Source organism: Kitasatospora sp. P5_F3 (assembly GCF_054049135.1).
In genome coordinates this window covers 1-25665 of sequence record NZ_JBFUMY010000027.1, presented here as the reverse complement: position 1 = coordinate 25665, position 25665 = coordinate 1, and the positions used below count along the sequence as shown (strand labels likewise).

Annotated in this window: 29 protein-coding genes; 13 read left to right on the top strand and 16 right to left on the bottom strand. The window is 70.9% G+C overall.

The window, feature by feature from the left end; translation table 11 throughout:
- Positions 1-61: 61 nt before the first annotated feature.
- Positions 62-580 (top strand): hypothetical protein, encoded by a 519-nt coding sequence (locus ACXJMZ_RS17635; RefSeq protein ID WP_457030992.1) that lies wholly within the window; start codon positions 62-64, stop codon positions 578-580.
- Between the two features lie 30 nt (positions 581-610).
- On the opposite strand, the gene ACXJMZ_RS17630 is transcribed toward ACXJMZ_RS17635, so the two are convergent.
- Together ACXJMZ_RS17630 and ACXJMZ_RS17625 are read right to left on the bottom strand one after the other, a co-directional pair.
- Positions 611-1489: a GNAT family N-acetyltransferase gene (locus ACXJMZ_RS17630; protein WP_457030991.1), complete on the bottom strand. Its 879-nt coding sequence runs from the start codon at positions 1487-1489 to the stop codon at positions 611-613.
- A 56-nt stretch (positions 1490-1545) separates the two neighbouring features.
- Entirely contained in the window at positions 1546-2130 is a 585-nt protein-coding gene (locus tag ACXJMZ_RS17625; protein WP_457030990.1) for a dihydrofolate reductase family protein, read from the bottom strand.
- A 100-nt stretch (positions 2131-2230) separates the two neighbouring features.
- Here ACXJMZ_RS17625 and ACXJMZ_RS17620 point away from each other — a divergent pair, with 100 nt between their 5' ends.
- Positions 2231-2875: a TetR/AcrR family transcriptional regulator gene (locus ACXJMZ_RS17620; protein ID WP_457030989.1), complete on the top strand. Its 645-nt coding sequence runs from the start codon at positions 2231-2233 to the stop codon at positions 2873-2875.
- A gap of 40 nt (positions 2876-2915) precedes the next feature.
- Here the strand turns inward: ACXJMZ_RS17620 and ACXJMZ_RS17615 are convergent, their stop codons facing one another.
- The gene (locus tag ACXJMZ_RS17615; RefSeq protein ID WP_457030988.1) at positions 2916-3491 is read right to left on the bottom strand and encodes an ArsR/SmtB family transcription factor; all 576 of its coding nucleotides are present in this window, start codon (positions 3489-3491) and stop codon (positions 2916-2918) included.
- 72 nt (positions 3492-3563) lie between these two features.
- On the opposite strand from ACXJMZ_RS17615, the gene ACXJMZ_RS17610 reads away from it, so the two are divergent.
- Positions 3564-4154: a dienelactone hydrolase family protein gene (locus ACXJMZ_RS17610; RefSeq protein WP_457030987.1), complete on the top strand. Its 591-nt coding sequence runs from the start codon at positions 3564-3566 to the stop codon at positions 4152-4154.
- A gap of 38 nt (positions 4155-4192) precedes the next feature.
- Here ACXJMZ_RS17610 and ACXJMZ_RS17605 read toward each other — a convergent pair whose 3' ends face one another.
- Complete coding sequence (locus ACXJMZ_RS17605; protein WP_457030986.1) at positions 4193-4762, bottom strand: DinB family protein; 570 nt, start codon at positions 4760-4762, stop codon at positions 4193-4195.
- Between the two features lie 75 nt (positions 4763-4837).
- Here ACXJMZ_RS17605 and ACXJMZ_RS17600 point away from each other — a divergent pair, with 75 nt between their 5' ends.
- The 3 genes from ACXJMZ_RS17600 (at position 4838) to ACXJMZ_RS17590 (ending at position 6439) form a co-directional block, all read left to right on the top strand.
- Positions 4838-5290: a class I SAM-dependent methyltransferase gene (locus ACXJMZ_RS17600; RefSeq protein ID WP_457030985.1), complete on the top strand. Its 453-nt coding sequence runs from the start codon at positions 4838-4840 to the stop codon at positions 5288-5290.
- Positions 5287-5796, top strand: a complete 510-nt coding sequence (locus tag ACXJMZ_RS17595; RefSeq protein ID WP_457030984.1) for a hypothetical protein — start codon at positions 5287-5289, stop codon at positions 5794-5796. The genes ACXJMZ_RS17600 and ACXJMZ_RS17595 overlap by 4 nt, the downstream gene beginning before the upstream one ends.
- A gap of 112 nt (positions 5797-5908) precedes the next feature.
- On the top strand, positions 5909-6439 hold the full coding sequence (locus tag ACXJMZ_RS17590) for a MepB family protein (protein WP_457030983.1): 531 nt from the start codon (positions 5909-5911) through the stop codon (positions 6437-6439).
- A gap of 44 nt (positions 6440-6483) precedes the next feature.
- Here the strand turns inward: ACXJMZ_RS17590 and ACXJMZ_RS17585 are convergent, their stop codons facing one another.
- Positions 6484-7005 carry a carboxymuconolactone decarboxylase family protein gene (locus ACXJMZ_RS17585; protein ID WP_457030982.1) on the bottom strand — a complete coding sequence of 174 codons (522 nt, stop codon included), beginning with the start codon at positions 7003-7005 and terminating at the stop codon, positions 6484-6486.
- A 196-nt stretch (positions 7006-7201) separates the two neighbouring features.
- Here ACXJMZ_RS17585 and ACXJMZ_RS17580 point away from each other — a divergent pair, with 196 nt between their 5' ends.
- Positions 7202-8596 (top strand): glutamate decarboxylase, encoded by a 1395-nt coding sequence (locus tag ACXJMZ_RS17580; RefSeq protein WP_457030981.1) that lies wholly within the window; start codon positions 7202-7204, stop codon positions 8594-8596.
- A 32-nt stretch (positions 8597-8628) separates the two neighbouring features.
- Here ACXJMZ_RS17580 and ACXJMZ_RS17575 read toward each other — a convergent pair whose 3' ends face one another.
- Positions 8629-9078: a MarR family winged helix-turn-helix transcriptional regulator gene (locus tag ACXJMZ_RS17575; protein WP_457030980.1), complete on the bottom strand. Its 450-nt coding sequence runs from the start codon at positions 9076-9078 to the stop codon at positions 8629-8631.
- Positions 9079-9195: 117 nt separating this feature from the next.
- On the opposite strand from ACXJMZ_RS17575, the gene ACXJMZ_RS17570 reads away from it, so the two are divergent.
- A complete protein-coding gene (locus ACXJMZ_RS17570; RefSeq protein ID WP_457030979.1) occupies positions 9196-10143 on the top strand; it encodes a quinone oxidoreductase family protein in 948 nt (315 codons plus the stop codon).
- Between the two features lie 41 nt (positions 10144-10184).
- Here the strand turns inward: ACXJMZ_RS17570 and ACXJMZ_RS17565 are convergent, their stop codons facing one another.
- From ACXJMZ_RS17565 to ACXJMZ_RS17545, 5 genes are all read right to left on the bottom strand, one after another.
- Positions 10185-10469: a hypothetical protein gene (locus tag ACXJMZ_RS17565; protein WP_457030978.1), complete on the bottom strand. Its 285-nt coding sequence runs from the start codon at positions 10467-10469 to the stop codon at positions 10185-10187.
- 129 nt (positions 10470-10598) lie between these two features.
- On the bottom strand, positions 10599-11762 hold the full coding sequence (locus ACXJMZ_RS17560) for a L,D-transpeptidase (RefSeq protein WP_457030977.1): 1164 nt from the start codon (positions 11760-11762) through the stop codon (positions 10599-10601).
- Positions 11763-11984: 222 nt separating this feature from the next.
- A complete protein-coding gene (locus ACXJMZ_RS17555) occupies positions 11985-12902 on the bottom strand; it encodes a DUF6891 domain-containing protein (protein WP_457030976.1) in 918 nt (305 codons plus the stop codon).
- A gap of 89 nt (positions 12903-12991) precedes the next feature.
- Positions 12992-14251, bottom strand: a complete 1260-nt coding sequence (locus tag ACXJMZ_RS17550; RefSeq protein ID WP_457030975.1) for a hypothetical protein — start codon at positions 14249-14251, stop codon at positions 12992-12994.
- Positions 14252-14329: 78 nt separating this feature from the next.
- The gene (locus ACXJMZ_RS17545; RefSeq protein ID WP_457030974.1) at positions 14330-15502 is read right to left on the bottom strand and encodes an FAD-dependent monooxygenase; all 1173 of its coding nucleotides are present in this window, start codon (positions 15500-15502) and stop codon (positions 14330-14332) included.
- A gap of 69 nt (positions 15503-15571) precedes the next feature.
- Here ACXJMZ_RS17545 and ACXJMZ_RS17540 point away from each other — a divergent pair, with 69 nt between their 5' ends.
- Entirely contained in the window at positions 15572-16144 is a 573-nt protein-coding gene (locus tag ACXJMZ_RS17540; protein ID WP_457030973.1) for a TetR/AcrR family transcriptional regulator, read from the top strand.
- A 92-nt stretch (positions 16145-16236) separates the two neighbouring features.
- Here the strand turns inward: ACXJMZ_RS17540 and ACXJMZ_RS17535 are convergent, their stop codons facing one another.
- The gene (locus ACXJMZ_RS17535) at positions 16237-17043 is read right to left on the bottom strand and encodes a class I SAM-dependent methyltransferase (RefSeq protein WP_457031012.1); all 807 of its coding nucleotides are present in this window, start codon (positions 17041-17043) and stop codon (positions 16237-16239) included.
- Between the two features lie 192 nt (positions 17044-17235).
- On the opposite strand from ACXJMZ_RS17535, the gene ACXJMZ_RS17530 reads away from it, so the two are divergent.
- The 3 genes from ACXJMZ_RS17530 to ACXJMZ_RS17520 all read left to right on the top strand — a co-directional run bounded on the left by ACXJMZ_RS17530 (position 17236) and on the right by ACXJMZ_RS17520 (position 20211).
- Positions 17236-17877: a TetR/AcrR family transcriptional regulator gene (locus ACXJMZ_RS17530; protein ID WP_457030972.1), complete on the top strand. Its 642-nt coding sequence runs from the start codon at positions 17236-17238 to the stop codon at positions 17875-17877.
- A 130-nt stretch (positions 17878-18007) separates the two neighbouring features.
- Positions 18008-18763, top strand: a complete 756-nt coding sequence (locus ACXJMZ_RS17525; RefSeq protein WP_457030971.1) for a serine/threonine protein kinase — start codon at positions 18008-18010, stop codon at positions 18761-18763.
- Positions 18760-20211: a serine/threonine-protein kinase gene (locus ACXJMZ_RS17520; protein ID WP_457030970.1), complete on the top strand. Its 1452-nt coding sequence runs from the start codon at positions 18760-18762 to the stop codon at positions 20209-20211. The genes ACXJMZ_RS17525 and ACXJMZ_RS17520 overlap by 4 nt, the downstream gene beginning before the upstream one ends.
- Before the next feature lie 167 nt (positions 20212-20378).
- Here the strand turns inward: ACXJMZ_RS17520 and ACXJMZ_RS17515 are convergent, their stop codons facing one another.
- Entirely contained in the window at positions 20379-21413 is a 1035-nt protein-coding gene (locus ACXJMZ_RS17515; protein WP_457030969.1) for a helix-turn-helix domain-containing protein, read from the bottom strand.
- Positions 21414-21508: 95 nt separating this feature from the next.
- Here ACXJMZ_RS17515 and ACXJMZ_RS17510 point away from each other — a divergent pair, with 95 nt between their 5' ends.
- Positions 21509-22405 (top strand): alpha/beta hydrolase, encoded by an 897-nt coding sequence (locus ACXJMZ_RS17510; protein ID WP_457030968.1) that lies wholly within the window; start codon positions 21509-21511, stop codon positions 22403-22405.
- A 34-nt stretch (positions 22406-22439) separates the two neighbouring features.
- Here the strand turns inward: ACXJMZ_RS17510 and ACXJMZ_RS17505 are convergent, their stop codons facing one another.
- From ACXJMZ_RS17505 to ACXJMZ_RS17495, 3 genes are all read right to left on the bottom strand, one after another.
- Positions 22440-24116, bottom strand: a complete 1677-nt coding sequence (locus ACXJMZ_RS17505) for a penicillin-binding transpeptidase domain-containing protein (RefSeq protein ID WP_457030967.1) — start codon at positions 24114-24116, stop codon at positions 22440-22442.
- 139 nt (positions 24117-24255) lie between these two features.
- Entirely contained in the window at positions 24256-25074 is an 819-nt protein-coding gene (locus ACXJMZ_RS17500; RefSeq protein WP_457030966.1) for a hypothetical protein, read from the bottom strand.
- Positions 25071-25571, bottom strand: a complete 501-nt coding sequence (locus ACXJMZ_RS17495; protein ID WP_457030965.1) for a SigE family RNA polymerase sigma factor — start codon at positions 25569-25571, stop codon at positions 25071-25073. The genes ACXJMZ_RS17500 and ACXJMZ_RS17495 overlap by 4 nt, the downstream gene beginning before the upstream one ends.
- Positions 25572-25665: the final 94 nt, after the last annotated feature.

The window sequence follows — 25665 nt, the reverse complement described above, 5'->3', positions numbered from 1 at the left end:
GAGGGGCTTCGATGAACTGCCCAGCCAGCGGCCACATCTGCGCAACCGTCGGCGGACGACGATGACGCCGAGCGCGGACCACCCGACACCCACCGACGAACGCGAGGACGAGCGCCTGCCCCTGCGTCCAGGCTGTGGCGGCGCCCTGCTCGGCGTGTTCGCCGCAGCCGGGATCCTGGTGTGGGCACTCGTCGCGCCGGCCTACATCCTGCCGACCGGTACGCCGCGCTTCCCGCAGCAACTCGGCTGGGACTACTACGTCCTGGCATCCGCGTTGTGGGGCGTCGGCATCGGCGCCACCGGCATCTTCCTGATCCTCCGTCGGCAACGGCCGCACTTCGCCGACCCTGTCATCCTGCTGCTCTTCTGCGACATCGGCGTGGTGCTCGCCCCGGTCTGGCCCGTCTTCACCATCGACAAGGCCGACCCCGTCGTCACCCTGACGATCGCACCGGACGCCTCGACCCCCGGGCTGAGCGCCGTCGCACGCCTCGACGTCGAGGCCTACGGCTCGTCCCTCGTCCTGTGCCGTTGGCAGAACGATGCCGACGAGGCGTGCAACTCCGGCTTCCACCGGTGACTCCCGGAGCACCGGCCCCGCGCGCATCGTCTACAGGTCGAGTTGGTACTCGTGGGACGTGTGCGTCGGCAGGTAGCCGAGCTCCTCGTTGATGCGCTGCATGTACGGGTTGTTGTCGGCGGTGTCGGTCAGCAGACCGTCGAGCTGGGGGTGGCGTTCGCGGGCCTGGACGATCGAGGCGCCCTTCATCCAGCGGGCCAGGCCCCGGCCTCGGTGCTCGGGCAGCACCGCCGTGCCGTAGTGCTGGGCGTCGCCGGTGCCACTGCCGGGGACCACCAACTCGGTGAATCCGGCGATGGAACCATCCGACTCGTCGATGGCCGCCACCGTGTGGAGGAGCTCCCCACGCCCGGCGACGGCCGCCACCGCAGTCCGTACCCGGTCCAGGTCCCAGACCACCGTGCCGTAGTCGACGGTGCCCATGGGCATGTCGTCCATCGCCCGGCGCGAGGCCACGAAGGTGTCGGCGAGCCCGTCGGGCACCATCCCCTCCCATGCCGTCAACCGGTAGCCGGCATGCGGCTTCTGCACAGCTTCGGCGAGCGCGCCGAGGTCCGCTTCGGCCAGCGGCAGTCGGGCATAGATCAGGGCCATCGCGGCATGGAAGCCGCCGGCGACCAGGAACCCGGCTCCGGACGAGCCCGCCTCCGCCTGGCATATGACGGCACGTCGGCCGTCCTCGCGGGCAGCGGCCACGGCCGCGTCGAGCAGCAGGGCACCGGTCCCCTGGCGCCGCTCGGCGGGGTGGACCTGTACGTCCAGTTCAGCCAGGTGGCGCACGCCCTCCTTGCCGAACAGTCGCAGGAAGGCGGTCCCGAGCGGACGGCCGTCCGGTCCGGAGGCCAGCCAGGCCAGGCGGCGGCCGGACTTCTCGTCGGGGTCGGTCAGAGCGGTGATGCGCGCGGACAAGCTGTCTCCGTTGTCAGAAGGGACGTGCGAGGAGTGGGAAACGTGCGGGTACTGCGCTACTCGCCGGTCTTCACATAAGTCAGGACGACGTTGCCGCGCTCGAAGATGCGGCTGTCGGTCAGCTGGAAGGAGCGCGGCGAGAAGTCGGCGTGGAAGAGCGGGATGCCGCTGCCGGCCACCACCGGATACTGCTTGACGATCAGTTCGTCGATCTCGGGGAGCAGTTGACCCGCCAGGTCGGCCCCGCCGCAGAGCCAGATCCCGAGCCCGTCCTCCTCCTTGAGCTTGCGCACCAGGGCGACCGGGTCCTCGGCGGTGACCTCGACGGCCGGATCCGGACTGACGGTCAGCGAGCGGGAGAACACGATCTGCCGCAGGTGGGCGTACGGGTTGGCGAGGCCGTCGGCCAGGCCCGGAGCGTACGTACCGCGGCCCATCAGCACGGTGTCGAAGCGGGAGTTGGGCACGTCCGCGACGCCGAGGGCCGCCCGGGCCGGGGTGGGGAGGGTGTCCGGGTACTCGCCGACCAGGTGCGGAAGGTAGTCCTCGGTGACGTACGGGAAGAGGAAGCCGGGGTCACCGTCGGGGGCGGCGATGAAGCCGTCGATGGTGGTGCCGACGAAGTAGGTGAGCTTGCGCATCCAGGTCCATTCACTCGGGCGAACTTTACAACGGACGCAACTTTAGCCTCAGCCCTCCGATCGAACAAGACTATTTTTACGACGGATGTAAGATTCCCGCATGACTACCGAGCTGGGACTCCGCGAGTCCAAGAAGCAGGAGACCAGACAGCTGATCTCCGACTGCGCGACCAGGCTCTTCATCGAACAGGGCTTCGAGCAGACCACCATCGCCGAGATCGCCACCGCGGCCCGGGTGGCCAAGAAGACGGTGACCAACTACTTCCCCCGCAAGGAGGACCTGGCCCTCGACCACCACGAGGCCTTCACCCAGGGCCTGGCCCGGGCAGTGTCGGAGCGCGGCCCCGAGGAGGAGCCGTTCGCCGCCCTGGCACGCACGTTCCGAGCGGCCCTGCTCGAACACAGCCCCGTCGTCGGCTTCACCGGCCCGGCGTTCGCCCGCATGGTCACCGACAGCCCCACCCTCACCGCCCGCGTACGCGAACTGCACGACCAGCGGGAACAGGCACTCGCCGCCGCGCTCACCACCGCCGCCCCCGACCCCGCCCCGGTCATCGTGCCCCGGGCCGCCGCCGCCCTCATCGCGGCAGCAGACCGCCTGCTGTTCCGGCGCATTCAGGAACTCACCCTGACCGGCTACACCGACGATCAGATCGAGACCATCCTGATCCCCGAGGCCGACCACCTCCGCGTCCTCCTCGCCGCCGCCTTCGGCAACCACCCCACCACCGCGGCCCGCGCCTGACCCGCAGTCAACTCCCCGCCGCCGCCACGGCTCGGCCCCGTCAGTCCTCCCGGTCGGGCAGTGTCGGGTAGTCGAGCATGGGGTACAGGCCGACGGCGAACCCGTAGACCTCGTCACCGGAGCGCGGAAGCCGGTCGAACTCCTGCACCACCTGGTCAATACGTTCCCAGAACTCCGCAGCCCGCTCCTCCGGAATCCGGGCGTGCCGCAGAAAGCCCCGCAGCCGGCCGGTCTCGTACGCCGCAACCGACTCCTTGGCCGCGACCTCGAAGTCGTTGAAGTCGAGCGGGAGCGCGACGCCGTCCACCTGCCGACCGAGGCCGACGTAGAACATCCGGGCGGTCCGGCCGTAGTAACGCTCCTCTATCGCCCGGACCCGCCGGGTCCGCACGACCCGCAGCAGGCCGGCCCGGACCAACACGCCGACATGGTGCGCCACGGTGCTCTTCGGGCGCTTGACCGCACCGGCGAGCTCCGTCACCGTCGCGGCCCGCTCGTGCAGCAGGCCGAGGATCGTCGTGCGCAGGGGGTCACCGATCGCCCGCACCTGATCGGCGGTGGTGAGCTCGATCGTGTCATCGAGGTCGYAGTCCGGAGTTGGATGATTGCTCGACATGGTTGGACTAGTTTAACATCACCGAACGTTCGAGATTTTCGGATCATTAGACTTTTCGAAGGGGCACAGACCATGACCGAGATCGTCCTCTACCACCACGCCCAGGGGCTGACCAAGGGAGTGGAGGCCTTCGCGGCCGAGCTGCGCCGGGCGGGCCACATCGTCCACCTGCCCGACCTCTACGAAGGACACACCTTCACCACCCTGGAGGACGGCATCGCCTACGCGAGGCAGACCGGATTCGACACCCTCATGGACCGTGGCATCGCCGCAGTCGAGGGACTCGGCGACGCCCTGGTCTACGTGGGCTTCTCACTCGGCGTCATGCCGGCGCAGCAGCTGGCCCAGACCCGGGCCGGAGCCGAGGGAGCACTGCTCATCCACTCGTGCTTCCCCGTGTCGGAGTTCGGCGCAGCCTGGCCGGCGTCCGTTCCCGTCCAGGTGCACGGGATGGAGGCCGACCCATTCTTCGCCGACGACGGCGACCTCGACGCGGCGCGCGACCTGGTCGACTCCACCGACGGTGCCGAACTGTTCCTCTACCCCGGCCACCAGCACCTGTTCGCCGACTCCTCCCTGCCGTCGTACGACGAGGCCGCGACCGACCTGCTCACCCGCCGGGTCCTCGACTTCCTCGACCTCCGCGGCGGAACCGACAGCTGACACCGACAGGGAGGGCCTGGATCAGCGACTCGGCGCCGTCACTGGCCCACCCTTCCGTCGACACACTCGCGCAGCAGGTCCGCGTGCCCGCTGTGCCGGGCGTACTCGTCGATCCGGTGCACCATCAGCTCCCGCACGGCGATGCCGTCCTTCCCCACCCGCTTGCCCAGGTCCGAGTGCACGGCCAGCGCGGCGTCGGTCGCGGCCTGCTCGCGCTCCAGGTCGACGTACGCGGCGTCGACCACGGCCTTCTCGGCGACCGCTCCGTCGAAGTCCGCGTCACGCTTGCCGTACAGCTTCGGCAGCGGGTCACCGTCAGTGATCCAGTTGCGCCAGTCCCGCTCCACCTCCGCGAGGTGCCGAACCAGGCCGAGCAGCGACATCGTCGACGGCGGAACCGACCGACGGGCCAGCTGCTCCGCATCCAGGCCCTCGCACTTCATCCGCAGGGTCAGGCGGTAGTTCGCCAGGAAGTCCAGCAGCGTCGCCAACTCGCCGTCCGGACTGGGTCCTTCACTGTTGCGAGGATCGTCGTCCGGATTGGCCCACATATCGGGGTAGACGGTTGCCTGGGTCCATCGCGCGGGTTGGTCACTCATGCGAGCCATGATCGGCCGAGGCCCCCGGGCCCGCCACCGAATTTCGCCTGCCGCGGCGTCACAAATCGCCGGTCGGCCTACCTCGTGGCCGGCTGGGTAGACCGCCCCGTATGGTCGTTCACCAGGTCGACGGAGACCTGTCGGCTCAGCGGAAGGACCCTGACCTGGAGGCAGGTCGACTTCAGCCCGATCGGGCTCGAGCAGCTGCGAACGGCGGCCGCCTCGCAAGGCGTGGCCGATCGGGTCCGCACCGAGGCGCACGACGTACGGACCCGACTGCCGCTGGCGGACGCCTCCGTGGACGCCGTCTTCGCGCACATGCTGCTCTGCATGGCCCTGTCCACCGGAGAGATCCACACCCTCGTCACCGAGGTCCACCGGGTGCTGCGCCCCGGCGGCGTCTTCGTCTACACCGTGCGGCACACCGACGACGCCCACTACGGCGCCGGCACCGCCCACGGCGACGACATCTGGGAGCACAGCGGCTTCGCCGTCCACCAGGCATGTCGGCCCCCGGTGCGAGGATCGGCACCATGAACCAGCACGCCCCCCTCACCTCCGCCTGGCTGACCCAGTGGCGTACCGAGATCACGCAGGTCCTCGACACCATCCTGCCCACCTTCGAGGAGACGTATGGTTACTGGCCCGGCGCCAACGAGATCCGTGACCCGGACGAGCAGGAGCGCCTCGCCGCCCGGGCCTTCGCCGAAGATCCCGCTTTCGCGGACCTCGCCACCTTCTACGGTTCGATCGGCGAGGTCAGCCTGTCGGGCATCGGCAACGGTTACTGGATCCAGTCCGCGACCGAGGCGCTGCGCGCCCGGACCATTCCGGAGCCCGCCGTGCTCGAGGGTGTCGCCCTCGCCTCCGACGGCGGCGGCATCCAGTTCGTCCTGGGTACCGACGGTGCCGTCCACCGCTCCCGGACTGCCGGTGTGGAGACCGAGTTCGACCAGGTCGCTGCTTCCCTCAAAGAGTTCCTCGACCTGCTCCGCCAATCCGTCCTCCGTTTTCAGATGACCGCTGAGCCGGGGTACCTCTGACCAAAGAGGTACCCCGGCTCAAAAGCCTGCACGGCAGCCCACACCGGACCAGCCCGACGCCCCGTCAGCTCTCGAATGTCCGGGCCGCACCTACAAATGACAGAGTGGGCCGGTGCCGACGAACCGTGACCACGCACCCGACCCCCTCCACGACGACCTCCTCGCGGCGAAAGCGCTGGTCTACGACCCGTGCGGGTTCAGCTGCTCGCGGCCGGTCCCCGAAGCCGAGAGTGCCGCGTACGCCGCGCACGAGTTCACGGTCGACGGCCGCTCGGTCCGRTTCCGGGCTGCCAAAACGACCCCGACCAAGATCGGCCAGTTCGTCACGGTGTGGAAGAGGTCGCCGGGCGGTCCGATCCAGCCCTTCGACGCCGCTGACCCCGTCGACCTCTTCGTCATCAGCACGCGCGACGGGCGCCATCTCGGCCAGTTCGTGCTGCCGTTGGAGACGCTCCGCCGGCGCGGCATCGTGTCGACGGACGGGTTGGGCGGCAAGCGGGCGTTCCGCGTCTACCCGCCCTGGGTGACCACCACCAACCGCCAGGCCGAACGCGCCCAGCTGTGGCAGCTGGAGCACTTCCTGCCGCTGCACCAGGACGAGCCGGTCGACCTGTGCCGCGCCCAGGAGCTCTACCACCAGTAGGTCACCCGGCACCTGGACGCGGCGGCAACCGGCCGCACGAAGCGTCAGGTCCACTGCTCCGTCGTGAAGTTGTCGACCGGCAGCGGCTTGCCGATCACCGCGAGCGGGATGAAGAAGTTGACCTGCCCGATCGCGATGGTGAGCGTGGCCAGGGCCTTCGGCTCGTAGTGGCGGGCCGCCTCGGCGTACAGGTCGTCGGGCACCCGCTCACCGTGCGGGGAGGGCTGCAGGACGGCCTCGACCAGGGCGAGTGCCACCCGCTCGGCGGCGGTGAAGTACGGCGCGTCCTGCCAGGACGCCACCGCGGCGAGCCGCTCCTCGCTCTCACCGGCCTTGCGCAGCAGACCGGTGTGCAGGACGGTCAGGTAGGTGTTGCCGACGATCTGCCCGGCGCGCAGCTGGACGAGTCCGATGGTGGTGCGCGGCACCGACCGGTTGCCGGTCGCCTTGAACAGCGCCGCGGACACCTCCTTCAGCTCCGGGACCAGCTCCATCGGGTCGGACATCCGCGAGGACGGCTTCGGAGCGGAGTCGGTGGTCGTGGACGTGGTCGAAACAGTGGTCATGGCCGGACTGCCTTTCGGAGAGTTCGTCAGGATCGAGCTGCCAACACTCCATCGACGGATCCCGGCCGAGGAATGTGACGGGCCGTCCGCCCCGGATCGGCGCCACGCCCAGGCGCGAGTGCGAGCGCGCCGAATGTCCGGTATATCTGCATTCGGCAGCCCAGCAGCCCCTTCTTTCTGCCCAAGGAGACACCCAGTGGCCCTGCACGTAGCCAAGGATCCTCGCGCAGTCGATACGGCCACGGACCTGTTCGCGTCACCGCTGAGCGAGGACGTCCTACCGAAGCACCGAATGCCGGCGGACCACTCCCGGCCCGAGGTGGTCTACGCGCTGATCCACAACGAGCTGCTGCTGGACGGCAACGCGGCACAGAACCTGGCGACGTTCTGCACCACCTGGTCGGACGACGAGGTGCACCGCCTGATGAACGAGTGCCTCGACAAGAACATGGTCGACAAGGACGAGTACCCGCAGACCGCCGAGATCGAGTCACGGTGCGTCAACATCCTTGCCGACCTGTGGAACGCGCCGGCCACCGGCGAGAACGCGCCCAACGCGATGGGCTGCTCCACCACCGGCTCCAGCGAGGCCGCGATGCTCGGCGGCCTGGCTCTGAAGTGGCGCTGGCGTGAACGGCGGCGCAGGGAGGGCAAGTCCACCGAACGGCCCAACCTGGTCTGCGGACCGGTGCAGATCTGCTGGGACAAGTTCGCCCGCTACTTCGACGTCGAGCTGCGCCAGGTCCCGTTGGAGCCCGGCGCCACCGGACTGCGGGCGCACCAGCTGAAGGACTACGTCGACGAGAACACCATCGGCGTGGTGGCGATCCTCGGCGTCACCTTCACCTGCGACTACGAGCCGGTCGCCGAGTTCGCCGCCGAACTCGACCGGATCCAGGCCGAGACGGGCTGGGACGTGCCGATCCACGTCGACGCCGCGAGCGGCGGGTTCATCGCGCCCTTCCTCCACCCCGACCTGGTCTGGGACTTCCGGCTGGAGCGGGTCGCCTCCATCAACGCCTCCGGCCACAAGTACGGCCTCGCGCCGCTCGGCGTCGGCTGGGCGATCTGGCGCACCGCCGACCTGCTCCCCGAGGACCTGGTGTTCCGGGTCAACTACCTCGGCGGCGACATCCCGACCTTCGCCCTGAACTTCTCCCGCCCGGGCGGCGAGATCGTCGCCCAGTACTACACCTTCCTGCGCCTCGGCCGCGGCGGATACCGCCGGGTCCAGCAGGCCTGCGCCGACACCGCCCAGTTCCTGGCGGGGCAGGTCGCCGACATGGGCCCCTTCACTCTGCTGTACGACGGGAACGGGGCACTTCCCGCCGTCTCCTACAAGCTCACCGACCCGGCCGGCGCCGGGTTCAGCCTGTACGACCTCTCGGACCAGCTCCGGATGCGCGGCTGGCAGGTCCCGGCCTACCCCCTGCCCGCCGACCAGCAGGACACCGTCATCCAACGCGTCCTGATCCGGCACGGCATCGGCCGCGACGAGATCGCCCTGCTCGCCGCCGACATGCGCCGCGCCATCCAACGCCTGACCCAGGGCGTGCCCCCGGAGGCCGACCGCGCCGGGTTCCACCACTGAGCCCTCGCCCCGGCCGCCTTGATTGAACCGGCTCAGCCGACCGGCGGGACCGTCGCGCGGCGCGTCTGCTGGATCAGGACGGTGGTGGCGCGCTCCAGGAGTGCGCAGAGAGTGGCGTGTTCGGCGGGCGTGAACGCGTCGGTGAGGGCGCGCTCGAGGATGATCACTTCCTGGTAGGCGCGGTCCAGCAGTGCCTGGCCCTCCTCGGTCAGGGTGGCGATCTGCACCTTGGCGTGCACCGGGGAGGTCTCGCGGCGGATGAGCTCCTTGGTCTCCATGTTGACCAGCACGCTGCTCATGCTCTGCTGCGTCACCCCGCAGGAGCGGGCCAGTTGGGCACCGGACAGACCGCCTTCGCGCGCGAGGGCCAACAGCACGGTGTACTGCGTCATGGTCAGTCCGTAGGCGCGCAGCACGGCTTCGTGATGCGCCATCAGGGCCTGCTCGGACCGCCGGATCCGCGGGCAGAGGTCGTCATCCATCGGGGCTTCCACCATGCGCTCCAGGAGCTCTGACAAATTCATGTGTTGACTCAGGGATCTTACATCCATAGAGTCCTCGACTATAAGGATCCTGAGTCAGCACAAGGAGCTGTGACCATGAAGGCTGCCCTTCTCGACACCGACGACCGCTACCGGCTCACCGAAGTCGACGAGCCAACTCCCGGCCCCGGTCAGGTGGCGATCCGCGTCGCCTACGCCGGAGTCCAGTGGGGCGACACCATGGTCCGGGACGGGCACTTCCCGGTGCCGCGTCCGTTCGTCCCCGGCTTCGAGGCCTCCGGAATCATCACGGCGGTCGGCGAGGGCGTCGACGCGGGCCGCATCGGCGAACCGGTCGCCGCGCTGACCCAGGCGGGCGCGTACGCCGAGGTGGTCCTGGCGGACGCCGTGCTCGCCCTGGGCATCGGCGGCCTCCCCCAGCGAACCGCCGCCGGTCTCGGGTGGGGCGCACCGACCGCCTACGACCTGATCAACACGGCCGCGCACGTGCGGCCCGGCGACCGCGTCCTGATGCACGCGGCCGCCGGCTCGGTCGGCACGCTTGCCGTCCAGTTCGCCCGCTCGGCCGGGGCCGGCCGGATCGTCGGCGTGGTCGGCAACGCGGCCCGCGCCGCCTACGCCGCCCAGTTCGGCTACGACGAGCTCCTGCTGCGCGAGGAGTTCCCGGGCCGGCTCGGCGACGAGAAGTTCGACGTGATCCTCGACCCGGTCGGCGGCCCGACCCGCCGCGCCGGCCTCGGGCAACTCGCCCCGCACGGCCGCCTGGTGGCGTACGGCAACCTCAGCACATTCGAACCCGTCCTGGCCGACACCAACGACCTGCTCATGCAGGGCCAGTCGCTCGTGACCTACAACAGCAACCTGCTCAGCCGGACCCACCCCGAGCGGCTCGCCGACAGTGCCCGCCGCGCACTCGCCCTCGTCGCCGACGGCCGGGTGCGCGTGGACATCACCGCCGAGTACGAGCTGGCGGACCTGGCCGTCGCCGTGCAGCGGCTCGCCGAGGGCGCGACCCACGGCAAGAGCATCCTCCGTATCGCCTGAGGCCGCCGGGGCGGCTCCCCCGACGGCCCGTCAGAACGCCGCTACGCCCCCGGAGTCCAGTAGTTGTGCACCGGAAGGATGTCGGGCTGACCAGGCGTGGCGGGCCAGCCCAGCTCCACCGCGATGGGCATCATCTTGTCCGCGAACTCCATCATCTGCTGTTCGCTCGCCCAGACGTCGAAGATGTCCAGCCCTTGGTCGGTGGCGACGCAGACGTGGGACAGACACCCGGCGAAGATCTCGGGCGTGTCCTGGAGCCGTGCGTTGAGGGCGTCGTACTGATCGCTGGTGATTCCCGGAACAACCGCGTGAATGAGGACAGCCATGGCCGGACACTCCTTGTCCACCGGGGCACCGCCGTCCTGGCGGCGCGCTTGACCCTCTGCCCAGCACACCACTTCAGGATCTCGACGGCATCTGCACCGGTTCGCACACCTGCCGGGTCGGGGCGTCGGCTACCAGGAGCCCCAGGGGAGGTTCCAGCCGCTGAGGCCGTTCTCCGGGGAGACCACGTCGCCCTTGGAGTTGACCACCTTGACGACGTCGCCGACGATCGTCGACTTGTAGAACTTGCCCGCCCTCGAGCTGTCACTGCCGCCCTTGACGTCCTGGACGCCTATGCAGCCGTGGCTGCCGTTGGCCGAACCTATCGAGCTGCTCCAGTAGTTGCCGTGCACGTAGGTGCCCGAGTCGGTGAGCCGGATCGCGTGCGGGACCACCAGGTCGTACTCGTCGCCGGAGCCCGCGGAGGTGACGCCGTTCGAGGTCATCCGGGTGGTGCCCTCCATCGCCTCGACCACCATCTCGCCGCCCCAGGTGTCGAAGCCCGACTTGCCGCCGGTGATCGGGATGGTGTCGGCCGGCTGGCCGTCCCGCTCCACGGTCATCCGGTGCGCGGCCAGGTCCACCGTGGATATCTGGGAGCGCCCGATGGTGAACGGCTCGTCCTTGTCCGACCCGCCGTACACGCCGGGAGCGGTCTCGACACTCTTCAGGCGGCGGTGGACGGTCACCTTGGTGCCCGGGGTCCAGTACTTCTCCGGACGGAAGTCCAGCCGGCTGTCGCCGAACCAGTGGCCCTTGACCACCGTGCCGTCCGAGGACTCGACGGTGATGCCCTTGAGGACGGCGTCCTTGTCCTTGACCGCCGTGTCGAAGCCGACCGAGACGATCATGCCGACACCGTAGGCCTGGTCGTCCTCGATGTTGTCGTGCGTGCCCGCGGACTTCGTCGGGGTGAGCGTACTGAAGCTGCTCTCCGCCGTGGCGGCCACGCCCGAGGCGTCGGTGGCCCGGGCGCTGACCTTGTAGGTCGAGGAGATCTCGAGGTGGCCGGCCGTCGGGGCCCAACCGAGGCCGTCCGCGGTGACCCCACCGGGCACCTCCTTGCCGTCCTGGCCGGTCACCGTCACCGTGGTCAGCTTGCCGCCCGCCACCGACACCTTCAGCGCACCGGCCGGCTTGACGTCCTTTGCGCCGTTGCCCGGCTCGATGGAGACCACGGCCGCCGACACGGTCGGCTTGGTCGGCGTGGCACTCTGCGGGGCCGCCGCGGTATTGCCCGCACCGGACGCGGCCGGGCTCTTCCCCTCGCCGCTGCACCCCGTGGCCACCAGCACCAGAGCACCTCCGAGTGCCCCCMCCGCGAGACCCCTGCGCATCGACTTCACTGTCGCACTCCCCCAACACTGCACCTGGCAGACCGATCCACTCATGATCGGCCACTCAACTCCTTACACGCTCCACCCCACCGAAAAGACGCACAGCCGGAGGTCACAGTTTGGCCCCGGCCTCAACGGCCTCTACTCCGGGCCCTGGATTCCCTCAGCGCAAGACGATCTTTACCCGACCAGGCGGCGGCGCCAGTCCAGGGGTGCGACGGTGATGGCCCGCCCCGGATCGCGGTCCCACTCGACGGGGAGGCCGACGACTTCGAGGGCGGCCGCGACCTCGTGGCCGATGGCTGCGGTGGTCTCGGACGAGCCGTCGAAGCCACCGAACAGCAGCATCACCCCGTGGCCGGCTGCGGCGGAGTCCGTGCACTGGGTGTGGAAGTAGACGAAGCCACGAGCGTCGGGCCCGCCCTCACCGCCGATCTCGGACTCGCCGCAACTGCGGCAGCAGGTGAAGTTCTCACGGGCGGTGATACCGGCCTCCGCCAAGGCAGTGAACGCACGGGTGAGCCGCTCCGGCTCGGTCTCCCCCTGCCAGTCGGCCTGCTCGGCGACACGCTCCAGCCACATCCGGTCGGCCAGCACCTCGGCCTGCTCCCGTGACACAGGCCGACGGTCCGCGGTGACCAGGTACTCCTCAGCGAGCTCCGCCAGTTCGGCGCGGGTGGTGTAGCCGCCGAGCAGCACCTCGCGAACGCGCTTCTCCAACTCCTCGCGCTCGCCTTCGTCCAGGGCCGGCGGCGGCACCTCGCGGGTGGGGCCCATGTCCACCAGCGACCACGCCAGACCCGCGTCCCAACCGGATTCCTGACGGGCCCAACCGGTCATCACCGCAATCACCGCTTCGGGACTGTCGACCATCACCTCGAAGTGCCGGTCGGCAGTGCCGTCGCGGTACTCCAGCGTGTAGTCCCCGCCGGCCTTGTGCCAGACCTGAGCGAAGACGTCCGGGAGGTCGGGTACCCGCTGGACAACCAGGAACCGATCGCCGTCACCGCCGATTCGCCGGACCAGCCCGGCCAAATCCTCGGCGGACACACGAACGTGCCGCTCCCAGTTCTCCGTCCTCACCACGATTTCGAGCATCCGCAGACTCTGACACACCGCCCTGACAGCAGACCTCCCCGGGCCCGTACCGATGTGCCTGGACCTCGTGGTTGGCCGGGCGGAACAGGCTAGTCGGCAGGCGGCGACGCGCTGAGATCCGTGGCGCTCGACTGCGAATGTCGTCGTTCTCGGCGCAGAGCGAACGCTGCCAATCGTGCTCCGGCGGCGGCCCGTACCTCTGGTTCCTCCATCGGGTCGTCGCGCAGCGTCGCGATCCGTTCCATGGTTTTGGGGTGGCCCGGTGCGTGGGCGATGCCCAGCAGTCTGGCCTGCACCTCGCAGTCCCAGAGGGACTCGGCCAGGGCGTGATCGAGACCGCGTATGCCGATGGCGGCCAGTGCCTCCAGGTAAGCGGCCCGCTCGTACGAGTGGGGAGTGCGCAGCCAGAACCAGCGCAGGTCCGCCGCTGCGGCGGCAGCGGCCGGTCCGAAGCGGGCCAGTCGTCTGGCCGTGGTGTCGGGGCCGCACCAGGCACGGGCCGCACGCTGGTCGGCGAGTTCGGCCACGAGGACCGGTATGACCTCAGGGCCGAGGTGTTCGGCGAGGACATCCGCGCCGAGACGGGCCAAAGACTCACGCTCGTCGCCCACCCAGCGGCGCGCGGCCGGTACGGCCAGGACGCCGAGGCGGCCGACGGCCCGCCTGAGCCACAGAAGCGACCGGCGGCCGTCCGGGGTGCAGAGAAAGGGAACGAGCTCGATCAGCCCCTCCACCGGGTCCCGGCGGCACAACTCCCGCAGGGCGTTGACCTTGTCGGATACCTCGGTATCCGAAATGACCAGGAAGTCGAGAAGCTCACCGTCGGAGAGGCCGGCGAGATCGAGCGGGCGCGGGCCCGGCTCGGGCCGCTGCACCTCGATCCCGAACCGGGTCCACGGCTCGGTCAACCACGGCTGTTCCGCCTCGCCGCCGATCCGGGCCCGCGCGACTTTCCCGAGATCCTCCCACCACTCCAAGGGCCACCGACGGTAGAGCGACTCCAGGACGCAGACCCAGTGCTCACCCTCGCGGATGTAGGAGCGAAGGGCCTCCCTGGCCTCGTCGCAACCGTCGAGGGCGAGTAGTTCCAGGACGTCGGCGGCCCGCTCGCACTGCTCCTGGTCCCCGGTCAGCAGTTCCACGACCGGTGCCGACGACAGCTTCAAGTCCCGAACCAGCCGGGCGAGATAGAGGGAGCGGTCGTCGGTGGAGTCCCACCGCCAGTCCCGCCGGATCCCGTCGTAGACCAAGGGCGCAGCTGCCTGCGGACTTTGCAGCGCCGCCCTGGCACCGCGCCCGCGGCCCCGTTGCAGCAGGCCCTCCAACGTGTTCAAGCGGGCGTAGGACATCGTGTCTTCACTCATCACCCGGCACGATGCCCGACCAGGAGGCCCGGTCGCCACGGGATTTCGGCTTGCACGGCAAGCTCAGCGAGCTGGAGCGTACTCGGGCAGGGCGCGGCGGTTGCCGGCCCGGCCGAGGCGTTCCAAGGTGCCGAGGGGACGGGCCAGCGGCAGCCGGGCGAAGGCGTCGCGTACCCGACGGCCGCCTGCGGTCCTCGGCACCATGACGCGGAGGTTGAGGCCGATCTGCTGCCGCTGCCGGACCAGCGGGCGGAGCCCGGCCTGGTAGCGGGCGAACGCGAGACGGTGGTCGCCGCCGGCTGCCGCGAGCTCCCCGGCCAGCCGGTAGGCGCCGACCAGGGCCAGCTCGGCTCCCGCGCCCGAGGCCGGGGAGGCGCACCACGCCGCGTCCCCGACCAGCGCCACCCGGCCGGTCGACCACGAGTCCATCCGCACCTGGGCCAGGGCGTCGAAGTAGAAGTCGGGGTCGTCCAGCGCGGTGGCGAGCAGCTCTCCGGTCCGCCACGCACCGTCGGCGAACGCCTGGCGCACCAGCTGCTTCTGCTGGGCGGTGTCGCGGTGGTCGTAGGTCAGCGGGCCGGAGCGGAAGATGAAGTACGCCTTGGCCTGGGCGTGCTGGCCGGACCGGTAGATCCCGGCCATCCGGCCCGGCTGGTTGAACATCGTCACCCAGCGGTCCTCACCGAGCGCGGCCTCGGCGTCGGCGAACGCGAAGTAGTGGTCGTGGTGGTGCAGGAATCGCGCCTCGGGGCCGAAGGCGAGGCGGCGGGTGGTGGAGTGCAGGCCGTCGGCGCCGACGACCAGGTCGAAGCGGCGGGTGCCGCCCCGCTCGAAGGTGACGGTCACTCCGTTGTCGTCCTGCGCCGCCGCGCTGACGGAGTCTCCGAAGACGTACTCGACGCCGGACCTGGCCGTCTCGTGCAGCAGGGCCACCAGGTCGCCGCGCATGATCTCGACCCCGCTCGGGTCCTCGGTGCCGATCCGGGCGACGGCGCGGCCGTCGGCGTCGACGAACTTGACGCCGCGCACGTCGGTGGCCGCCGCCCGGACCGACGGCAGGATCCCCATCCGCTCGACCACCTCGACGGCCGGCCCTCGCACGTCGATGCCCTGGCCCCCCTCGCGCAGGCCCGGCGCGCGCTCGACCACGGTGGGGCGGAAGCCGTACCGGGCCAGCCAGTGCGCCAGGGTCAGCCCGGCCACGCTTGCGCCGGAGATCAGGATCCGCTCGTTCATGGGGTCTCCCGGTGCGATACGGTAACTGAAATGCATGTTCCAGTTGATTATGTGGAAGGGGCGTTCCAGTTGTCAACACCCGCCGAGGGCGGACGCCGGGCCGACGCCGTCCGCAACCGTCGACTCGCACTCGAAGCAGCGACGGCACTGCTGGCCGAACCGGGCAGCCCGCTGACCGTCGAGGCCATCGCCAGGAAGGCCGGGCTCGGCGCGGCCACCGTGGTACGCGCCTTCGGCGGCAAGGACGCGCTGCTGGACGCCGCGGTGTCGGGCCTGCTCGAGCCGGTGGTCCACCGCGCCGGGCGGCTCCTTGAGCAGGCCGACCAGGCACAGGCTCTACGGACCTTCCTGACCGAACTGATCACCTTTCAGTCGGCGCACCACGCCATCGGCGACCAGTTGGACGGACTGACCCTGCCCGCCACCACGGCCCTGCGGGACGAACTCGTCCGGGTCGTGCAGGAGATGATCGCCGGCGCGCAGCGGGACGGTACGGTCCGCACCGACCTCGACCCCGCCGTCACCACCGCACTGATCGGCCGGACCGCGTACGCCGTCGCCCGGTCACAGCCCGCCTCCCCGGAGCTCACGGACGCCTACCTCACAGTCCTGATGGACGGTCTCCGCTCCCCGAACGGTTAGCGGACCGGCTCGGTGAGCTGCTCGGTCGATCTGTGCCGTGAAAGCGTCAACGACAAGACCGAGCACCGGGCGGACGGCTGATGCCCTCTGACTCAGCGACAGGCGCCGGCCAGCAGGGCGGCGTGCGGCAGGACCAACAGGCCGTCCTCGCCGAGGAACTCCTGCGACAGCAGGTCGAAGTGCCGCTTGACGTCCGCACGAGTCCGCTCGGACTGGCTCAACAGCAGTTGCCCGATGAAGGCCACCCCGGCCGCCGGCCCGCTCCACCACTCCTCGGCGCCGGCCCGGTGATCCCAGCGCAGCGTTTCGCACCGCGCCTCGCGCAGTCCGGCCGACGCCATCAGCGCGGCCAGACCGGCAGGGTCGCGCGGGAAGTCGTCCTCCGCCGCGAGCGGAGGAAGATCCGACGGCCGGGTCACGCCCGCCGCCTCAACGGCCCGGCCCAGCAGAGCCTGGCCGGCGGGAGCCGGGACCGCCCAGATCGTCAGCGCGATTCGCCCGCCGGGGCGGACCACCCGACGCAGTTCCGCCAGAGCGTCCCTCGGCCGCCCCACGTGATTGAGCACGAAGTTGCCGACCACCGCATCGAACGCGCCTTCCTCGAATGGGAGTTCCGGCAGGACGGCCGTCAGCACCTCTGCGGACGGAGCGGCCTGCCCCGCCAACTCCACCATGCTGGGCTCGGCATCAACAGCAGTCACCTTCGCGCCACGCTCACACGCCGCCGCGGCCACCGTCCCGGTCCCGGTCCCGACATCGAGGACCCGGATCCCCTCCCCCACCGCCGCCGCATCGAGCAACTGCGAAGCCGGATACGCACACAGCCTTGCGAAGCTCCCCGCGAACGCCTCCGCACGACCGGCCCACGTCCGACGCTCGTACTCGTCGAAAGCCGTCACCTGCACCACTGCCCCTCCCCGGTTCCGCCGCAGAGCTCAAGAGCGCGGCTGACCAGGACCCTAGCGCGCGTGGCGCAGGCGACAGGCGGTCAGGCGTCCCCGGCCGGTTCGCGCAGATCCGGTACGGCAGCGGGGCATCGGTCTCCGGAGGGCAGCGTTCCGTACGGCGACGCGTACTCGTACGATTGGCCGATGACTGGTGGGCGCAGGCGCGGACCGAGCAAGGGTGACCTGCGGGAGCAGGCCATCCTCCGGGTGGCCGCGGCGATGGTCGCCGAGCAGCCGATCACCCAGATCACCATCGACAGCCTCGCGGCGGCGGCGGGGATCTCCCGGTCGTCCTTCTACTTCTACTTCGGGTCCAAGTCCGAGGTGCTCGCGCGGCTGCTGACGCCGGTGGCTGCCGAGCTGAGCCAGGCGATGGTGTCCTGGAGCGAGGGCGGTGGCCCTGACCCCGAACCGCTCCGGGCCGCGCTGCGCCGGAGCGTCGGTGTCTGGCGCGAGCACCGCGACCTGCTCAGGCAGGTCCTGCTGAACGCCGCACCGGACCCGGTGATCGCGCCGCTCCGGGCCCGGATGATCGGCGACTGCATCGACCTGACCGCCGCCCGGATCCGCCGTGAACGGGCGGCCGGCCGGGCGCCGGAGGGGCCGCCGCCGGCCGAGACCCTGGCCCGGGCGCTCAACCAGCTGACCTTCGCGGTGCTGGCCACCTCACCGCTCGGCGTGCCGGGGGACGAGGCGGAGGCGGCGGTGGTCGAACTGCTGGAGACGGTCGTCCAACGCGTGGTCTACGCCGCCACTCCGGTCTGGCCTCCGACGACCCTGACCTGACACCGCCAAACCTGTGGTGCGCATCATGTTGATTAATTTCGACACAGCGTCGATTCTGATTGCGCCCTGACAGGTCTTCGCCCGGCGGATCGGCCAACGCGCGTACCCGAGGGGCGGGAGAGGTGGGGGGATGGGGAGCGTCCTGGTGCACGTGGCCTCGGCCGACGGCACCGCTGTCAGCCTTGAGCTCGGCCCGGGCGAGGTGGCCCGGTTCGGCCGGGGCAGCGCGGAGCAACCGGTCGAGATCGAGTTGGCCGACCCGGCCGTGCCGCGGCTGGCCGGTGAGCTCCGGGCCTCGGACGACCACTGGCAGTTGAGCAACTTCAGCACCTCGCTCAGCTATGTGGTGGAGAACCCGGAGGGCGCCGGCGAGTACATCCGGATCGCGCCCCGGCGGATCGGCGCGCCCGTGCCGTTCGAGTTCGCCCGGGTGGTGCTGCCCACTCAGGGCGCCTCCCAGAGCTTCCAGGTGTACGCCCCGGCGCACACGTACTACGACGCGCCGCCACTCTCGCAGTCCGCCGGTCCGGCCACCCTGATGGCCTTTCCGCTGGACGAGTCGGCGACCTACTTCCTGGTGCTGGTGGCCCTCTGCGAACCCCGGCTGCGCGACATGTCGGCCTCGGCGGTACCCACCACCCGGCAGGTGGTGGAGCGGCTGCGGACCCACCCCGTCTGCCCAGGGATCTCCGAACCCACCGTCAGTTTCCACATCGACTACCTGGCCCGCAACAAGCTGCGGGTCCGTCAGCCGGAGAGCGGCGGGCGGCGGATGGACGGCAAGCGCGAGGCCGTGGTCTCACTCGCGCTCAGGTTCGGGCTGGTCCGGGAGGACCATCTCGCGCTGCTGCCCGCCCGACCGGCGACCCGTCTGGAGAACTTGTGAACGACTGTCCCGTACCCGCCGTCGACCAACCGCTGCCCGACGGGGCGGTGGCCGTCCCGCCCGGCTACCGGGTCGGCGACTGGGAGGTCACCGGCTTCCTCGGCGCGGGCGGCTGGGGCAGCGTCCATCTGGCGCGGCGGAGCGGCCCCGCGCCCGAGGGCGAACCGGCCGTGGCCGCCGTCAAGTTCCTCACCACCACTGGGCTCGCCCCGCGCCAGGCCAGGGCGCTGGCCGAGACCGCCGACCGTGAGGTCGCGTTCAGCCGGGCCACCGACCATCCGCACCTGATCCGGGTGCTGGGCACCGAGGTGGTCTCCGACCCGGACACACCGTCACTGGACGGGGCGATCGCCCTGATCATGGAGCTCGCCGACCGGAGCCTGCTCGACGCCCTGGGCCGGGACAACGCACCCGGTCCGGACGGCCAGGACGGCCAGGAGCCGAGCCTGCCCGCGGCCGGTCCGCTGCTGATCCAGATCGCCGAGGCGCTGGCCCACCTGCACGCCTCCGGCTGGGTCCACGGCGATCTCAAACCCGCGAACATCCTGCTGATGGCCGACGGCACCGCCAGGCTCGCCGACTTCGGGCTCGCCGCCCGGATCGAGGGCACGCACGGCTACGCGCCGCCGCTCGGCTCCCCCGACTACCTCCCCCCGGAGCGCCGGACCGAGCAGCTCAGCGAACGGGGCGTCATGACCCGCCCCGGCACCGACATCTGGGCCTTCGGGATCACCGCCCACCAGATCCTCACCGGTGGCGCGCTGCCGTTCGACGGCGGCACCCCGGCCGCGCGGGCGGCCGCCGTGCACGAGTACGGCACCGGGCGCAGCAGGCTCCGGCTGGCCGCCGAACTCCCGGCCGCCTGGCAGGCCGTGCTGACCGACTGTCTCACCGCCGACCCGGCCGAGCGGGCCCGGCACACCATGGACAGCCTGCTGCCCCGGATCCGCGCGGCAGCGGCCGAGTGCGCTCCGGTCCCCCGCCGGACCCCGAGCCGGGGGACGTGGACGGTCCTCGGCGCCGTACTCCTCGCGGGCACCGTCACCGCCACCTGGCTCGCCTGGCCGTCCGCCGACGCCGGGACCAGCACCGGGACCGGGCCGGCCGCCACCAAGCCGATCCGGGTCTACAACATGGACGGCAACTGCAAGGACCTGACGGAGCGGGTGCCCGCCTGCAGTCTCGGCCTGGCCCGCGACCCGCACCGCAAGTACGCCGCCGACAACGTGGTCGCGCACCGGGTCTGGCACGACGACGTGCTGCTCACCGACTGCGTGGTCAACGACGGCGACCGGGTCGAGGACGAGAACGGCATCGGCACCCCCCGCTGGTACCGGGTCCGGATCGACGGCCTCCCCGAGCAGTACGCCTGGCTCCCGGCCGTCCGTACCCGGGACGACCCGCAGGCCCCGGTCTGCCCGGCGGCGGCCACCACTCCGGTCGGCTGACCCGGGCCGGGGCCCTCCGCMCCCCCGTGACGGAAGGACCCGGCCCGGGTCCGTACGGCCTTCCGCCGACTTCCCCCGGGCGAGAAAGTGTCCGCCCTCATGATCGACTGTCCCGGCGGTCCGGGGTACCTGCATTTCTGCAGGTTGTCACCGGCCCGCCGAGGTGCTCAGTCTTCGAGCAACCGCCACGCCCCGAGGGCCAGCGTGGCCCGCAGCTGCCCGCCGGGCTCGGTGAGTTCGATGCCCAGGGTCCGGCCGATCTGTTCGAGGCGGCGGGCCACACTGCTGTGGTGCAGGTGGAGGAGGTCGGCGGCGCGGCGCATCGAGCCGGTGACGCAGTAGGCGTCCAGCGTCTCCAGATCCTCCGGGTCGGCGGCCAGCCGGGCGATCGCGGCCACGTCGGTGTTCTCGCGCGCGGCCTCCTGGGGTATCTCGGCCAGCAGCGCCAGTGCGCCCAGGTCGGCGTGGCGGACGACGGGTTCGCGCGGGCCGGTGAAGCGCAGGGCGGTGCGGGCCTGTCGCCAGGACGTGTCGGGGCTTACGGCCGCACCGATGCCCGCGCGGACCTCCGCCGGGAAGCCGGCCTGGTCCACGGTGGTGGCCAGGATGACGCCCACGTCCGCGAGTTGGGCCGCCTTGACCGAGCGGGCCGGGCAGATCAGGGCGGCGATCCGGTCGAGCGGGAGTTCCGACCGGACGGCGACCGCGCGGATCGGCAGGTCGACGGCGAAGCCCAGCAGGCGCAGGGCCCTGGCCCGGTCCGCCTCGTCGCTGCCGGGGCTGATCACCAGCTCGACCAGGGCGGGGTCAGCCATCGTGGTGCGGGCCGGTCCGTACCGTTCGACGGCCGCTGCGGCGGCGATGGCCAACCGGTCCAGCAGCACCTCGTCGAGCGGATTCGGCGGGCCGGGGCGTTCCAGCCACACCGTGCCGATCTCCTCCTCGTCCAGGGTGATCGGCGCCCTACTGGAGGGAGTTGACGGCGGGTCGGACAGCTCCGCACCGTCGGCCGAGACCCGGATCACCCGCCCGGTACCGGACAGCCGGATCCCCGCCCCGCACTCGGCCAGGCCCGCCGACGACCGGGCCAGCGCCGGGAGATCCACCCGTCGGCGCATCAGCGTGTCGTAGAACGCGACCACGCGGATCGCACCCTCGACGTACGGATCCAGTCCCGACAGCCGAACGGCCAGTGCTTCCATCGCAGCAGGATAGCCACCGAACGGCGCGCAACTCGGTTGGAACGCGCGACAGATGGCGGCTGACCCCAAACCCGCCGACGGCGAGGATGGTCGTCATGGATCCCGAACTCGAAGCATTCGTCCCGCTGTTGCCGCCGATCGACCTGACCGACCCGGTCACCACCCGCAGGACCTTCGCCGCGCTCGCCGCCTCGCGGCCCGCACCGGACACCACGGGCCTGGAGATCGAGGACCGCACCGTGCCCGCCGCCTCGGACGTGCGGGTCCGGATCTACCGCCCGCACCAGGCCCAGGGCGCCGTCATCTGGCTGCACGGCGGCGGATTCGTCTTCGGCGACCTGGACACCGAACACCCGTGGGCCTCCCGGATCGCCGCCGGCTCCGGCGCGGTGGTGATCTCCGTCGACTACCGCCGCTCCCCCGAGAACCAGTACCCCGCCGCCCTGGACGACGCCTACGCCGTACTGACCTGGACGGCCGAGCACGCCGCCGAACTCGGCATCGACCCGGCCCGGATCGCCGTCGGCGGACACAGCGCCGGCGCCGGGCTCGCGGCCGCCGTGGCACTGCGCGCCCGTGACCGGCAGGGGCCGCCGATCCGCTTCCAACTGCTCAACGAGCCCGGGCTCGACGACCGCCAACAGACCTGGTCGCAGCGGAACTTCACCGACACGCCCTGGCACGACCGCGACACCCTGACCACGGTGTGGCGGCACTACCTGGGCGGCCGGACCGCCATCCCGTACGCCGCTCCCGCGCGGGCCTCCGACCTGTCCAGGCTGCCGCCGGCCTACCTCGCGACCGCCGAGTTCGACCCGCTCCGCGACGAAGCCGTCGAGTACGCGCTGCGCCTGTTGCAGGCTGGCGTGTCGGTCGAGCTGCACCAGTGGCCCGGCACCTTCCACGGCTCGCTGGCGATCCTGTCCGCCGAGATCTCCCAGCGGCAGCACACCACCCTGATCACCGCCCTGCGCCGCGCCCTGGCCGCCTGAGGTCACGGCGGGTGCCCTGCCGAGCCGGCGGCCGTCAGCCCTTGTTGCCGACCTCCAGCAGCTTGGCGGCGGCCGGCCCGGCAGCCGTCGCGCCGTGACCACCGGCCTGCACCTCGACCGCCACCGCCAGGTCGCCCGCATAGGCGGTGATCCAACTGTTCGGCAGGCTCTGGCCGTTGACCTCGGCGGTACCGGTCTTCGCGGCCGCCCCGGGGATACCGCCCAGGGCGCCRCTCGCGGTGCCGCTCTGGACCGTCCGCCTCATCATCGACTGCAGCTGGCCGAGGACCGTACGGTCGAGCGAACGGGCGGCCTTGGGCTGGGCCGTGCCCGGGACCAGGATCGGCTGCCGGAACGTACCGCTCTGGACGGTCGCCGCGACCGAGGCCATCGCGAGGGAGTTGGTCTGGATCCGGCCCTGCCCGATGTAGGCCATCGCGGTCTCTGCGGGGTTGCTCTCCAGCGGCACCTTGGTGTCGAAGGCGGGGAGGCCGGTCTGCCAGACCAGCCCGAGGCCGAACACGTCCTTGGACAGGGCCGGCAGGGTGCCGGCCTTGAGCTTGGCCTGACCGGCCTCCAGGAAGGCGGTGTTGCAGGACTGCGCGAAGTCGTCCTTGAGCGTGTTGCCGAGCCGCTCGTCCAGGAAGTCGTTCGGCACCGCGCGGCCGGACACGTTGGTGGTCTTCGGACAGCGCACCGGGCTGTCCGGGGTGAGGCCGGCCTCCAGCAGCGCGGCGGCAGTGATCACCTTCATCGTGGAGCCGGGCGCGATGGCGGCGCCGAACGCCCGGTTCGCCCCCTGCGCGGGGTTGTTGGCCAGCGCCAGGATCTGCCCGGTGCTCGGCTCGATCGCCACGACCGAGGCGGGACTGGACTGCCCCTTCGCCACCGCCTCCGCGACCCGTTGGAGGTCCGCGTCCAGAGTGAGCGGCTTCTTTGCGCCGTCCTTCGGCTCGGTGATGGTGAACAGCCGCTCGGGAGTGCCCGAACCGCCCGCCTGAGTGACCACCACACCGGTGCCGCCGCTCGCCGTCGTACCCTCGTTCTTGAACCGGATCTGATCCAACACGGCCTGCACCGAAGGGAATTCCGTCAGCGGACGGCCCTTGCGGTCCACCACCTGCGACGCCGAGGCCGAGATCGGCTGCACCGCCAGGACCTTCGTGCCGTCGAGCCTGGGGTGCACGACGCTCGGCTCCCAGTGCACCACCGCCCGGCCGTCGTTCAGCTTCACCATTGCCACCGCGCCGTCGTACTGCCAGGCACTGGCCGCGCCCTTGAGCTCCACCTTCGCGTGGAACGACAGCGGCACTCCGGCACCCGTCGGGGCACCGGACGCGGACGGCGAGGCGGACGGGTTCGCGGGCGTCGCGGCGGTCGGGCCCCCCGGCGTGAGGGCCAGCGACGTAGGCGTCAAGGTGTCCCGGAACTTCGTCAGGGCGACGATCGCCGCCGCCGGCTTGTCGGTGTGCCGCCCGGCCTCCTCGTAGTCCCCCTTGGCCCAGGCGGCCAGGAACGCCGAAGCACCCTGTGCCGCAACCTCGGCGGACGGCAGCTCGGCAACCACCGCGAGAACCTTCGGGGACTGCGCGGCCTTCGGAGCCGAGCTCCCGGCGTCGTCACCCACCACCAGTGAGTACGCCGCGTACCCGCCGCCCGCGAACATGGCTGCCGTCACTGCCGCGATCCCGATCTTGGCACCGTTGTGCATCTCTGAATCCCCCGATGGTCAGTACTTGAACAGAACAATGGTCGAGCCAGGCCACGTGTGCCAGCTTTCCGCAGGAACGAAGCCCGGTCATGAGTACCGGTACTCACAAAACCCACCGCGCGGCCGCGATGTCCGCAGGTCAAGGCGCAGGCAAACCTGCTGCCACCCGCTGCCAGGCCGGATCCACCGCGAGAGCGGACAGCTCCGCCGCACTCAGCAACGGCGCGTTGGGGTAGAGCCCGGTCCGGCCGGAGCCCGGCACCGGAACGTTGTCGGCAATGACCTTGACCTCCCCGTCCGGCCACTGCATCGTGGCGGACCGGACCTGGGGCACGTCGGCGGTACGAGCAGGCTCACTGATCGTCAGATAGCCGCCGTTGACCTCCGTCGCAGTGTCCGCCACCCGATTCGCCGCCGGGGACGTGCGAGTGATGGTGATCGCGACGGTGCCGGTACCGCTGCCGTTCCTGACGGTATAGGCGGCGACCAGTGCCGCGCCGCGCAGGCCCGGAGCACGGTCCTTAACCGAATCCGCCCGGAACGGCTCACTGAGCTCCAGACCGACCGGGAGCTTCGCCCCGAACAGCTCCAGCAACCGCGCGGAGTCGACCGGCATCGCAGTTGGGGTGTCGACGACGGCCAGGGTGGTCGGCGCAGCCGACGTGCTCTGCCCGGCCGGCGAGACCGGCGCCGATCCGAGCTGCGGACCGAACCGGTTCAGGCCGAACCCCGCCGTGCCGATCAGCAGGACGGCGGCGAGCGCCAGTTGGGACTGCCGGATCCGACGCAGCTGCCTCCCCCGCAGCGCGGCCCGTTGGACCAGGTCGTGGCTGTGCGGGGCGAAACCGCGGGTGGCGAGGCCGAGCGCGTCGTACAGCTCCTGGTCGAAGTCCTGCTCGTGGGGCACGGTGCTCTCCGGTCGGTCGAAGTGCGGGAGCTGCGGGCGCGGTGTCGTCATGCCCGGACCAGCGCGGCGAAGTCGTGGCCGAGGACCTGTCTCAGCCGCTCCCGGGCGCGAAGGCTGCGCACGCGTACGGAGCCGATGGTCATGCCGGTCAGCTGCGCGGTCTCCTCCACCGAGCGGTCCTCCCAGTAGCGCAGGACGAGCACCGTGCGGTCCTTCACCGAGAGCTGGGCCAGTGCCTCCAGCAGGGCCATCCGCAGCCCCGGGTCCTCCGACTGTCCGGCCTGCTCGGGCAGTTCACCCGTCGGCCGCTCGCCGGAACGACGGAGCCTGCGCAAGGAGATGAACGTCCGGGTCAGCACGGTGTGCGCATACGCCACCGGAGCCTGGGTGCGGTCGATCCGCGACCAGGAGCGGTACATCTTCGCGAGCGTCTCCTGGACCAGGTCCTCTGCCAGGTGCCAGTCTCCGGTGAGCAGGCACGCCGTGCGGAAGAGCTGCCCGCTGTGGGCGTGGGCGAACTCCATGAAGTCCGCGGGTGCTTCCCCCACCAGATGGTCCTTCCGGTCTCCGTTGTCACAGCACCCACGCCACGACACCGCCTGGACGTTACACACCCGGCCGAAAAGATTTTCGGCCCCCGCC

What these genes read in the sequence shown, in the direction of transcription:
- ACXJMZ_RS17635 (WP_457030992.1), top strand. Translation starts at nt 62, where the DNA reads ATGACGCCGAGCGCGGACCACCCGACACCCACCGACGAACGCGAGGAC.
- ACXJMZ_RS17575 (WP_457030980.1), bottom strand. Translation starts at nt 9,078, where the DNA reads ATGGATGACGACCTCTGCCCGCGGATCCGGCGGTCCGAGCAGGCCCTG.
- ACXJMZ_RS17595 (WP_457030984.1), top strand. Translation starts at nt 5,287, where the DNA reads ATGAACCAGCACGCCCCCCTCACCTCCGCCTGGCTGACCCAGTGGCGT.
- ACXJMZ_RS17585 (WP_457030982.1), bottom strand. Translation starts at nt 7,005, where the DNA reads ATGACCACTGTTTCGACCACGTCCACGACCACCGACTCCGCTCCGAAG.
- ACXJMZ_RS17525 (WP_457030971.1), top strand. Translation starts at nt 18,008, where the DNA reads ATGGGGAGCGTCCTGGTGCACGTGGCCTCGGCCGACGGCACCGCTGTC.
- ACXJMZ_RS17620 (WP_457030989.1), top strand. Translation starts at nt 2,231, where the DNA reads ATGACTACCGAGCTGGGACTCCGCGAGTCCAAGAAGCAGGAGACCAGA.
- ACXJMZ_RS17530 (WP_457030972.1), top strand. Translation starts at nt 17,236, where the DNA reads ATGACTGGTGGGCGCAGGCGCGGACCGAGCAAGGGTGACCTGCGGGAG.
- ACXJMZ_RS17605 (WP_457030986.1), bottom strand. Translation starts at nt 4,762, where the DNA reads ATGGCTCGCATGAGTGACCAACCCGCGCGATGGACCCAGGCAACCGTC.
- ACXJMZ_RS17545 (WP_457030974.1), bottom strand. Translation starts at nt 15,502, where the DNA reads ATGAACGAGCGGATCCTGATCTCCGGCGCAAGCGTGGCCGGGCTGACC.
- ACXJMZ_RS17515 (WP_457030969.1), bottom strand. Translation starts at nt 21,413, where the DNA reads ATGGAAGCACTGGCCGTTCGGCTGTCGGGACTGGATCCGTACGTCGAG.
- ACXJMZ_RS17565 (WP_457030978.1), bottom strand. Translation starts at nt 10,469, where the DNA reads ATGGCTGTCCTCATTCACGCGGTTGTTCCGGGAATCACCAGCGATCAG.
- ACXJMZ_RS17610 (WP_457030987.1), top strand. Translation starts at nt 3,564, where the DNA reads ATGACCGAGATCGTCCTCTACCACCACGCCCAGGGGCTGACCAAGGGA.
- ACXJMZ_RS17500 (WP_457030966.1), bottom strand. Translation starts at nt 25,074, where the DNA reads ATGACGACACCGCGCCCGCAGCTCCCGCACTTCGACCGACCGGAGAGC.
- ACXJMZ_RS17510 (WP_457030968.1), top strand. Translation starts at nt 21,509, where the DNA reads ATGGATCCCGAACTCGAAGCATTCGTCCCGCTGTTGCCGCCGATCGAC.
- ACXJMZ_RS17555 (WP_457030976.1), bottom strand. Translation starts at nt 12,902, where the DNA reads ATGCTCGAAATCGTGGTGAGGACGGAGAACTGGGAGCGGCACGTTCGT.
- ACXJMZ_RS17625 (WP_457030990.1), bottom strand. Translation starts at nt 2,130, where the DNA reads ATGCGCAAGCTCACCTACTTCGTCGGCACCACCATCGACGGCTTCATC.
- ACXJMZ_RS17550 (WP_457030975.1), bottom strand. Translation starts at nt 14,251, where the DNA reads ATGTCCTACGCCCGCTTGAACACGTTGGAGGGCCTGCTGCAACGGGGC.
- ACXJMZ_RS17570 (WP_457030979.1), top strand. Translation starts at nt 9,196, where the DNA reads ATGAAGGCTGCCCTTCTCGACACCGACGACCGCTACCGGCTCACCGAA.